This is a genomic window from Phytoactinopolyspora endophytica (genome assembly GCF_004138495.1).
GTDB classification, from domain to species: domain Bacteria; phylum Actinomycetota; class Actinomycetes; order Jiangellales; family Jiangellaceae; genus Phytoactinopolyspora; species Phytoactinopolyspora endophytica.
In genome coordinates this window covers 308,959-315,570 of sequence record NZ_ML142855.1, presented here as the reverse complement: position 1 = coordinate 315,570, position 6,612 = coordinate 308,959, and the positions used below count along the sequence as shown (strand labels likewise).

The window sequence follows — 6,612 nt, the reverse complement described above, 5'->3', positions numbered from 1 at the left end:
CCCGCACCCATTCGATTGGGTGCGGGCCAACATCGCGTTCACGCCACCGTGATCGATGGCCACGAGCCGATGAAACCAGGGCTCACTCGCCGAGGTCGACGGTACGGCCCCACTCGGCGCCGATCGCCTCAACGATGTTGTCCAGAGCAGGCGCTGGGATCGCCTGGTCCACCGTCATCGCAACGAGGGCGTGTCCGCCCTTGGTGTCCCTGCTGACCTGCATACCCGCGATGTTGACATCCGCTTCGCCGAGGACTCGGCCGACAGTGCCCACAACGCCCGGACGATCGACGTAACGGAAGAACGCCATGTGCTCGGCCGGGAACGCTTCGATGTCGAACCCGAGGACCTCGACGATCTTCTCCACGTGCTTCGGGCCGGACAGAGTGCCCGAGACCGAGACCTTGCGACCGTCGGGAAGCGTCCCCCGCACGGTCACCACATTGCGGTAGTCCGGCGACTCCTCGTCCGTCTTGAGCTGCACCTCGACACCGCGGTCCGCGGCGATCACCGGCGCGTTGACGTAGGAGACCTGGTCTTCCACCACGTCCATGAACACGCCCTTCAGCGCCGCCAGCTCCAGGACCTTCACATCCTGAGCAGCGATCTCACCACGGACGATGACGTCGAGCTGGCTCGCCACACCGCCGGCCAGCCCGGTGAAGATCCGGCCGAGCTTCTCGGCCAGCGGGATGCCCGGGCGCACCTCCTCGGCGATGGCGCCGCCCTTGACGTTGACCGCGTCCGGCACCAGCTCACCGGCGAGCGCCAAGCGCACCGACTTCGCGACCGAAACTCCCGCCTTCTCCTGCGCCTCTTCGGTGGAGGCACCCAGATGCGGCGTGACGACGACCGACTCGAAGTCGAACAGCGGCGACTCCGTGCAAGGCTCGGAGGCGAACACGTCGATTCCCGCTCCCGCCACACGCCCTTCCTTGAGTGCGACCGCCAGCGCGTGCTCGTCGACGATCCCGCCCCGTGCGGCGTTGATGACCCGGACGGACGGCTTGACCTTGTGCAGCGCCTCGTCGCCGATCAGCCCAGCGGTCTCAGGAGTCTTGGGCAGGTGGACGGTAATGAAATCGCTGTTGGCGAGCAACTCGTCCAGCGAGACCATCTCCACGCCCATCTGGGCACCACGAGCTGCAGACACGTAGGGGTCATAAGCGATCAGCCGCGTGCCGAACGCGGCCAGGCGATTGGCGACGAGAGCACCGATGCGCCCCAGGCCCACGATGCCGACCGTCTTCTCCAGCAGCTCGACGCCGGAATACTTGCTGCGCTTCCACTCTCCACCCTTGAGCGCCTGGTTCGCCGGCGCGATGTTGCGCGACGTGGCGAGCAGCAAGCCGACCGCCAACTCAGCGGCGCTGGTGATGTTGGAGGTAGGTGCGTTGACGACCATGACGCCGGCCTGGGTGGCCGCCTTCACGTCGACGTTGTCCAGGCCCACACCGGCGCGGGCGATGACCTTGAGGTTCTTCGCGGCTTCGATGGCTTCGGCGTCCACCTTCGTCGCGCTACGGACGAGAATCGCGTCGACATCGGCGATGGCCGGCAGCAACTCGGCCCGGTCAGCACCGTTGGCGCGGCGAATCTCGAAATCCGGGCCAAGCGCTTCGACAGTGGCTGGCGAGAGTTCTTCGGCGATCAGTACGACGGGCTTGCTCACGTGGTTTACACCCTCTTCTAGTGTCGTGCGAGCTCTACGTGATCATCTGGGCGAGCGCGACACTGGGCCCGATGGCTGACGATTGTAACGTCTATGTGTCCTACTCGGAAGCGGCGACCACAATACGCGACCATCGACGCCGCCCTTGCGAGGCTCCCGGGCTCACGGTGTGGGCCATGACTCGCCACGGTACGAAGCGTCCCAGAACATCCACTCGAACCTCGAAGCCTGTGCATACGCCTCGTGCATCTGGTCGAGCTCCGGTCCGTCGTCGGGCGCTTGCTGGTCGACGAGCTCTTCCGCCCGTCTGGTGTCCTCGGCGAACGCCGGGTCGCCATAAGCGGAGAGCCATGCCGCGTACGGGTGGCCGGGATTCTCGACGAGCACATCGGCCAGATGCCGGCCCACCTCCGCGTAGATACGGAAGCAGGGCAGCAGCCCGGCCAGTGCTACCGGCGCCGGCTTCACCGATGCGTCCGCCAGCAATGTGTGGACATAGGCCAGGCAGGTCGGCGTGGGCTCGGACTTCAGCTTATCGACATCGACGCCGGCCTCGCTCAGCAGCGACGCGTGCAGCATCCGCTCCGCATCCACGGCCCCGGCGGCGAACCTGGCGATCGACGCCGCACCCTCGGGCTCGGGCCACCGCGCGGCCGTCGTCGCCAGGGCACGCGAGTACCGCGCCAGGTAGTGGGCATCGTCGACGATGTAACGCAGGAACACCTCACGATCCAGCGTGCCGTCGCCGAGTCCACGGACGAAGGGATGCTCGAGAATCGCGTCGTACCACGGTTTCGCCCGCTCCCAAGCGTCAGCGGAGAATCCCATTCCTCACCACTCCTTCTCGGTGTTGCCGTGTTCTCTTCCTCGTGGTTCTCTTCTCGCGATCGCCGACGGTCTGTTGCCGTGCGTGTGATCGCCGCTCTCCCCGACGACGAGGCCCAGTCCCACAGCGACGAGGCTGCGAGGTCGACCTCTCAGTCCCAAAGCGCATGGAAGTGATGGACCGGTCCGTACCCGCTGCCGACGCTCAAGGTGTCGGCAGCGCGCAGCGCATCGGTCAGGTAGCGCTTCGCATCCGTCACCGCGTCGAGCAGCGGCTTGCCCTGTGCGAGACCGACGGCGATCGCCGACGAGAACGTGCATCCGGTGCCGTGCGTGTTCTTCGTGGCGACCCGCGGTGCTCGCAACTCGTGCACGCCATCGACGTCCACCAGCACATCCACCGCATCTGGGCCGCTGCCGTGCCCGCCCTTCACCACCGCCGCCGCGGTACCCCGTTCCCGCAGCAGCTCACCGGCCTCTGCCATCCGTTCCTCGCTGACCTCCGCCCAGCCCAGCAGCGTCGCCGTCTCCGGTAGGTTCGGAGTGATCACGGTGGCGAGCGGAAGCAGCCGCTCGCGGATCGCCGTGACGGTCTCGTCGGAGACCAGGCGGTCCCCCGACGTCGCCACCATGACCGGATCGACGACGAGGTTGCGCACTGAGTATCGGGTCACCGCATCGGCGACAGCTTCTACGACGTCGGGGTCGCCGAGCATCCCGGTCTTCACCGCCCGCACATCGAGGTCTTCGAAAAGGGCGGCGAGCTGCTGCGTGACGAACTCTCCCGAGACCGGCATGACGCCGCTCACGCCACGGGTGTTCTGCGCTGTCAGTGCCGTCAGGGCGGCCGTGCCGTAGGCGCCGAGCGCGGAGAAGGTCTTCAGGTCAGCCTGGATACCGGCCCCGCCGGACGGGTCAGAGCCAGCCACGGATAGAACCGTCGGCACCATGTTGTCGTCACTCCTCATAGTCTTCTCGACACTCGTCAGCGCGAGCCCGCAAGGCATCGTCGACCGCCGCCCGCAGTTCCGCCGCAGCGGCTTCCGGATCGCCGACGCTGAACACCCCGGAGACGACGGCGACACCGTCGGCGCCGGCTGCAATCACATCCGCTGCCCGTTCCGGCGTGTTGATCCCGCCGATGCCCACCAGTGGCAGGTGGGTCCGCCGGCGCAGCGCCGCGACCCCGGGCGGACCCAGTGCCGCCGCCGTGTCCGACTTGGTGGGTGTCCGCCATACCGGGCTCGCCGCCACATACGAACACGCCGCACTTTCGCCGGCGGCCCGCTCTGCTTCGCCGGCAGCGAGCTGCTCGAGTCTCTCCACCGACCAGCCGACGACCGCGTCCGCACCCAGCGCGCGGCGTACCGTCGTCGGCGGCGTATCGCTGACGCCCACGTGAACGCCGACCCCCGCTTGCCGCGCCACCTCGACGCGGTCGTTGACCACCAGCGGGACACCCAGGGGCCGCAATGCGTCGCGCAGCTCGAGCGCCTGCTTCAGCAGCTCGTCGTCGGTTGCCTGCTTGTCCCGGAGCTGGACGAGCGTAGCGCCCCCTTTGACGGCTGCCACGCAGGTCTCGACCAGCCGGTCCGCCGGCACGAGCGACGGATCAGTGACCACGTAGAGCCGGACATCGAGGGCGCCTCGTCCCCGCAGCCCTTCGTCTCCGCTCGGCGAGGGCTCACCTCCAGCCCGCTGGCCTCCCACGATCATGAGATCCGCGCTCCCGCGACCACTCTGGCCTCGTCCAGGGCGTACAACTCGTCGAGCATCCGCCACCGCAAGGTGCCGGGACCCGGCGCGTCCGCCGCGGCTCGCTGCCCTGCCAACCCGAAGACCGCGAGCGCCGCCGAGGTGGCGACCAGTGGATCATCGACGACGGCCGCGAACGCCGCGACGACCGAGCTCGCCGCACAGCCCATCGCCGTGACCTTGGCCATCATCGGATCGCCGCCCGCGATGTGCGCCGAGCGCGCCCCATCGGTCACGATGTCGACCTCGCCGGTCACTGCGACCACACCGCCGGTCTGCCTGGCCAGGTCGGCGGCCGCCTCAACGGCGTCCGACGACGTGTCCGTCGTGTCCACACCTTTGCCACGACCGGCCGCGCCGGCGAGCGCGAGGATCTCACTGGCGTTGCCTCGCACGATGGTAGGGGCCAAGGTGAGCAGCTCGGCGGCCACCTTGGTCCGGTACGACGTCGCCCCGACCGCCACCGGGTCGAGCACCCACGGCAACCCGCGCTCACCGGCGACCCGCGCCACGTCGAGCATCGACTCCACCCACGACGGGGACAGGGTCCCGATGTTCACGACGACGGCACCCGCGATCCGCGCAAACTCCGCGGCCTCCTCCCGAGCGTGCACCATGGCCGGCGACGCGCCCGCAGCGAGCAGCACGTTGGCCGAGAGGTCCATGGCCACATAGTTGGTGATGTTCTGCACCAGAGGGCCCTGTTGTCGCATCGCCTCGAACGCCGCCCACACCCCGGCCGGCGTCACCGCCTGGGTCAGAACAGACGCGCCTGGCTGCGGCGCGTTCCAAGCCGACGACGCCATCGACTCGGCATCCAGCGCAGCGGAGTCGCCGGACTGTGGTGTCGCGGCCATCATGCTCCTCCCCAGCCGGGAGGGAACGAGGCGGCGGCGGAAAGATGCTGGCCATCCGCACAACCGTTTCGGCTCCCTGCGCCGGCATAACCCGGATCAGGTTCGGCGGGTGTGTTCTCAGCCCCTTCGGGCACCCCGGCCGATCGGTACAAACCCCAACCTACCTCGCACTCGGGTCGCCGCACACCTCGCCCTCGAATCTTGCGTCCTGCAAGGTGAGCGATCCGAGCCACAGCCTGCAGGACGTAGCTACGGGGTTAACCGGCCAGCTACGTCCAGCGCGATCCGGCTGTGCAAGACATTTACGACAAGCCGGCGACCTGCCTGAATGTGACGGCAAAGTGCGCGGACTCAGGTCGCAGCACGTGCTGCGGCAGCACGCCCGGCCCGCAGGAGCCCGACCCGATGCCGTGCTGGACCAGGTCGAGGTTGACGTAGACGCGATCACGCGCCGCCAGCTCGTGCGGATGCTTGGCCGCATCGAGATCGTGACTCGTCCAACGCCGGACGGTCAGCCCGAACATGGGTGAGCCTTCGATGCGCAGCGCCGCCGGTGCGGACGGGAGATCCTGCGCGGTCAGCTCGGCCCAGCGGACGTCGATGCGGTGGCCGTTCTCCTGTGGGTACACATACGGCGTCTGCATCTCGTCGACCGTCGACGTGTAGCGCCCGACCCGCACGGCCTGCCGGGTGTCCGGATACGCCTCTCCGGGGCCGCCGCCGAACCAGGTGGCCTGGCCGAATTGCGAGGGAAGAGCCAGCCGCACCCCCAGCCGCGGCAGTGGAATGTCCGGCCAGGTTCCATCCGGCTCGACGTCCACATCCAGGCGTAGCGCGCCGTCGTCGACGGCCGTCCAGCGATATGTCGTCAGCAGGCCGAACGGAACCGCGGCCGGGGCCACCCTGGTGCGCACAGTGAGCGCCGTGAGGGCGGTAAGGGTGGTGAGCGTGGTGTCGTCCTCGCCGGGTACCTGGCTGTTTCCGACGACGCTGTTCCCGACGACGCTGTTCTCGCCGACGCTGTTCCCGACGGTGTTGTTCCCGACGACGACCGCGTCGGTGCGGTGGCGCATCCGGTCGAGGCCGTAGCGGCGCCACTCCTTCGCGGGGGTGTGCGGCTGACCGTCGTCGTTGTCGGTCGGTGCACGCCACACGTCCAGCAGCGGCCCGTCGACGTCGATCCCGCCCAGGCGGACAAGACGCCCCGTGTGCGGATCGAACTCACCGGCACCGACTCGGACGACGGAGTCATCTACCCGGCCGCCGATCGGCACGGACGCGCCAGGATCCACAGCGTCCCGCATGCCGCCCACGCCGTCCGGGTCCGGGGACGCGGTCACCGCCTGCCCGGCGCGTGCGTCATCGGCGCTCCAGCGTGGGTTGGCCGGCCCCTGGCCCCAAGCGATCTCATGCCCGGCCGGCGCCCACGGCGCGTCGTCGGCGAGCACCGCACGCACGGTCAGCCAGCTTTCGCCGGTCGTCGCCGGCGCGGCGACCACGACA

The 6,612-nt window shown here is 68.8% G+C and carries 6 protein-coding genes and 1 riboswitch; all 6 genes read right to left on the bottom strand.

Annotation, left to right across the window (positions count from 1 at the left end; translation table 11 throughout):
• Positions 1 to 82: 82 nt before the first annotated feature.
• The gene (serA, locus tag ELR45_RS16270) at positions 83 to 1,672 is read right to left on the bottom strand and encodes a phosphoglycerate dehydrogenase (RefSeq protein ID WP_129667327.1); all 1,590 of its coding nucleotides are present in this window, start codon (positions 1,670 to 1,672) and stop codon (positions 83 to 85) included.
• Between the two features lie 162 nt (positions 1,673 to 1,834).
• Positions 1,835 to 2,500 (bottom strand): TenA family protein, encoded by a 666-nt coding sequence (locus ELR45_RS16265; RefSeq protein ID WP_129667326.1) that lies wholly within the window; start codon positions 2,498 to 2,500, stop codon positions 1,835 to 1,837.
• A 149-nt stretch (positions 2,501 to 2,649) separates the two neighbouring features.
• The gene (gene thiD / locus ELR45_RS16260) at positions 2,650 to 3,447 is read right to left on the bottom strand and encodes a bifunctional hydroxymethylpyrimidine kinase/phosphomethylpyrimidine kinase (RefSeq protein ID WP_129667368.1); all 798 of its coding nucleotides are present in this window, start codon (positions 3,445 to 3,447) and stop codon (positions 2,650 to 2,652) included.
• Positions 3,448 to 3,454: 7 nt separating this feature from the next.
• A complete protein-coding gene (gene thiE / locus ELR45_RS16255; protein WP_129667325.1) occupies positions 3,455 to 4,213 on the bottom strand; it encodes a thiamine phosphate synthase in 759 nt (252 codons plus the stop codon).
• The gene (thiM, locus tag ELR45_RS16250; RefSeq protein ID WP_205856701.1) at positions 4,210 to 5,109 is read right to left on the bottom strand and encodes a hydroxyethylthiazole kinase; all 900 of its coding nucleotides are present in this window, start codon (positions 5,107 to 5,109) and stop codon (positions 4,210 to 4,212) included. Before thiM ends, thiE begins: the two co-directional genes overlap by 4 nt.
• 56 nt (positions 5,110 to 5,165) lie before the next feature.
• Positions 5,166 to 5,257: riboswitch (TPP riboswitch) on the bottom strand.
• Positions 5,258 to 5,411: 154 nt separating this feature from the next.
• On the bottom strand, positions 5,412 to 6,612 hold a 1,201-nt coding region (locus ELR45_RS38055), incomplete at its 5' end, for a beta-galactosidase small subunit family protein (RefSeq protein WP_240759766.1).